Here is a 2,234-nt window from a genome sequence, read left to right on the forward strand (position 1 = left end):
CAAAGGTCGCGGCGGCTCGGCCTCTTGCGCTTCAGGCGGTGGGCGTAATCCCGGCGTAATCCCGCCCGAACTTCAAGGCCCAGCGCCGCACCGTCTCGTAGGAGACGGGGATGCCGCGCTCCAGAAGCATCTCCTCCACCAGGCGAAGGCTCAGGGGAAAGCGGAAATACAGCCACACCGCATGGGAGATGATCGCCGGTGGGAACCGATGGCGCTTGTAGCTGATGGCCGGCAGGGTCATGCACGCCCACCTACACCGCTTGCCGCCATGCCGGAGTTAACGTGACAACGCCACCGCCAGAAATGGAACCTTCCGGCGGACTACCCGATGGTCGCGCCGAGCTATGCGGAATCCCGATCGGCCCTGGCGAAGGCGTCCGGCCTTGGTCAGTCGCGCAAGGCCGCCGCGTCTGCGCCTGAACCCATTGTCGAGGCTGCGACCACGGTCGCAGAAAAGCCAAAACGCGCCTCGCGCGTCAAGGCAAGCGCACCGACCGCGGTCGTGGCCGCGCCGGAGAGCATCCAGGCGAAGCGCGCGCCACTGGCGAAAGCTGTTGGGGAGCCAGTGGTGGAACCGCCCGCAAGACCCAAGAGGGCGCGCAAGACCGCCGCAACTACCGGATCGTGAGGCTCGGATCAAGTGCGCTTCGCCAAGTCGGCATCTATGTCGGCCGAATTCTCAGGGGCGAGAAGCCAGCCGACTTGCCAGTGTTGCGGCCGACCAAGTTCGATCTCGTCAACAAGCTCAAGACGGCGAAAGCGCTGGGCCTTACGGTGTCAACCACGCTCCTCGCACAGGCAACGGAGGTCATTGAATGATGTCGGCTATTGGGCGCGAACCGGCCAGGAGACACCTTCGGCGCCTTCTACTTGAGCGTCCCGTATCGTTCGAGATAGGCCAGCAGCAGACGCACCGTGGCGGGCGCGCCCTTGGCGGCGTAGCGCTGGCTGGTCCGTGTCGTGATGCCGAGCAGCGGCGCGACGCTGTGCTGGTTCAAGCCAAGCCGCTTGAGCGCGTCCCGGTATTCGTCGGCGGTCATCGCCAGCCCTCCCGCTGCAGCAGTTCCGGCAGCAGTGCGAACGCCGTCTCGACGGAGGGATAGTCCCACGACTGCATGGTCTCCTCCCGTTCGATCCAGCGATTGATGGTGGCGCAGTGATGCCCGCACTGGACCGACCAGCCGGTGTCGCGGACGCCGCAGAAAATCTCGTAAGCATCGTCGATGCTCTCGTCCTCCGCCCGGACGAACTTGGTCCAGAGCGCGACGTCGAGTTTGCGGAGCGCGCTGTTGGCGCGGGTGGTGATGACGTCGACGTTCATGACGTGCCTGCCTTCGACGCTTCGGCGTCGGCCTTGGCGATTTCAAGCGCATGATCCCGGAGCGCCTGCTCGACCTCGTCGGCGCTGATCGTCGGATCGTCCTCGAACGGGTCGTATCCGATGCGCTCGACATAGGCGGCGGCGAGGCGGGTCCGGCGCTCGTCCCCGGTCTCGGCAATCAAGCCTTCCGAGACGGCGGCGTCGAACAGCTTCGATTCCAGTTCGGCGATGTCGGCGGACCGGTGTTCGCCGGTCCCGATGCGCAGATTGAAGACGCCGCTAGGCAGGCGCTCGATATAGAGCGAGCCGAGATAGGTATATCCCGRCATCCCCTCGACCAGGTCGTCGCCGATGACTGCGCCGACGTCAGCGGATTCCTCGCGGCTGGCGATGAATTCAGCAAGCGTCATGGTCGTTCCTTGTCTGGCGCACGGATTCGTCCGTCGAGGGACCCAACATAACGACAGGATGTCGTCCTGCAAGTGGCCGATCACGGCAAATTGTCGTGGCCACGGCACTGCATCGGCCCTTCCTCGAGCTTTTCGAGATCGGGCAGGTCGCGCAGGCTGGCGAGACCGAACAGCGCGGCGATCTCTTACGGTACGTTGATGTCGCCAACTGCAGGCCGTCATCGGGATCGACCACAGGACAGGATGACTTCTTGACTCTCGCAGGGGCGCGCGCCTATCTCCGCGGCATCCGTTAGCACTCGACACCCGAGACTGCTAACAGATGCCGGTTGTGTTTTCACGCAGGCCGCGCGTTCCGTTTCTACCTTAGAGGAAGACAGAACCATGAAGTTCCGTCCGCTGCATGACCGCGTCGTGGTCCGTCGCCTTGATGGCGAAGAGAAGACCAAGGGTGGCATCATCATCCCCGAAACCGCCAAGGAAAAGCCCCAAGAGGGTGAAGT

General features: G+C 64.0%; 5 protein-coding genes and 2 pseudogenes. 2 read left to right on the forward strand and 5 right to left on the reverse strand.

Going from position 1 to position 2,234, the window contains the following annotated elements:
• Both AC1DJT_RS36240 and AC1DJT_RS36245 read right to left on the reverse strand, forming a co-directional pair.
• A pseudogene (locus AC1DJT_RS36240) lies at positions 1 to 241 on the reverse strand (IS6 family transposase); the annotation flags it as partial.
• Between the two features lie 146 nt (positions 242 to 387).
• Positions 388 to 603, reverse strand: a complete 216-nt coding sequence (locus AC1DJT_RS36245) for a hypothetical protein (RefSeq protein WP_476771100.1) — start codon at positions 601 to 603, stop codon at positions 388 to 390.
• 21 nt (positions 604 to 624) lie between these two features.
• On the opposite strand from AC1DJT_RS36245, the gene AC1DJT_RS36250 reads away from it, so the two are divergent.
• The gene (locus AC1DJT_RS36250; RefSeq protein ID WP_441509200.1) at positions 625 to 819 is read left to right on the forward strand and encodes an ABC transporter substrate binding protein; all 195 of its coding nucleotides are present in this window, start codon (positions 625 to 627) and stop codon (positions 817 to 819) included.
• A gap of 47 nt (positions 820 to 866) precedes the next feature.
• Here AC1DJT_RS36250 and AC1DJT_RS36255 read toward each other — a convergent pair whose 3' ends face one another.
• From AC1DJT_RS36255 to AC1DJT_RS36265, 3 genes are read right to left on the reverse strand one after another with little or no spacing between them, the layout of a single operon-like run.
• Positions 867 to 1,040 (reverse strand): hypothetical protein, encoded by a 174-nt coding sequence (locus AC1DJT_RS36255; RefSeq protein ID WP_441509199.1) that lies wholly within the window; start codon positions 1,038 to 1,040, stop codon positions 867 to 869.
• The gene (locus tag AC1DJT_RS36260) at positions 1,037 to 1,321 is read right to left on the reverse strand and encodes a hypothetical protein (protein WP_441509198.1); all 285 of its coding nucleotides are present in this window, start codon (positions 1,319 to 1,321) and stop codon (positions 1,037 to 1,039) included. The genes AC1DJT_RS36255 and AC1DJT_RS36260 overlap by 4 nt, the downstream gene beginning before the upstream one ends.
• Positions 1,318 to 1,731, reverse strand: coding sequence for a hypothetical protein (locus AC1DJT_RS36265; RefSeq protein WP_476836009.1), 414 nt, complete (start codon positions 1,729 to 1,731; stop codon positions 1,318 to 1,320). The genes AC1DJT_RS36260 and AC1DJT_RS36265 overlap by 4 nt, the downstream gene beginning before the upstream one ends.
• Before the next feature lie 384 nt (positions 1,732 to 2,115).
• On the opposite strand from AC1DJT_RS36265, the pseudogene AC1DJT_RS36270 reads away from it, so the two are divergent.
• Positions 2,116 to 2,234: pseudogene (locus AC1DJT_RS36270) on the forward strand (co-chaperone GroES); the annotation flags it as partial.

Source organism: Allobosea sp. 05T422_2 (genome assembly GCF_056396265.1).

Bases quoted from the DNA above. Each gene is read 5' to 3' on its own strand.
- AC1DJT_RS36255 (WP_441509199.1), bottom strand. From the start codon at position 1,040: ATGACCGCCGACGAATACCGGGACGCGCTCAAGCGGCTTGGCTTGAAC.
- AC1DJT_RS36260 (WP_441509198.1), bottom strand. From the start codon at position 1,321: ATGAACGTCGACGTCATCACCACCCGCGCCAACAGCGCGCTCCGCAAA.